This is a genomic window from Streptomyces sp. CA2R106 (assembly GCF_037034245.1).
In the GTDB taxonomy this organism is placed as follows: Bacteria; Actinomycetota; Actinomycetes; order Streptomycetales; family Streptomycetaceae; genus Actinacidiphila.
The window spans coordinates 1-298 of record NZ_JBAGKC010000202.1; the positions used below are offsets into that span (position 1 = coordinate 1).

Annotated in this window: 1 protein-coding gene; it reads left to right on the top strand. The window is 68.1% G+C overall.

What is annotated here, in order from left to right; translation table 11 throughout:
• Positions 1-298 (top strand): beta-ketoacyl synthase N-terminal-like domain-containing protein (locus WA788_RS35740; RefSeq protein ID WP_335984699.1); only part of this gene is annotated, 298 nt, incomplete at both ends.

The window sequence follows — 298 nt, forward strand, 5'->3', positions numbered from 1 at the left end:
GGCGTGTTCCTCGTCGTTGACGGCGATTCACCTGGCGGCGCAGGCACTGAGGTCCGGGGAGTGCTCGTTGGCGTTGGCCGGCGGGGTTACGGTGATGGCTTCGCCTGGGACGTTCACGGAGTTTGCGCGGCAGCGGGGTCTTGCTGCTGATGGGCGGTGCAAGCCGTTCGCGGAGGCGGCTGATGGCACGGGGTGGGGTGAGGGTGTCGGTGTGCTGGTCCTGGAGCGGTTGTCGGTTGCGCGTGAGCGTGGGCATCGGGTGTTGGCGGTGGTGGCCGGTAGCGCGATCAACCAGGAT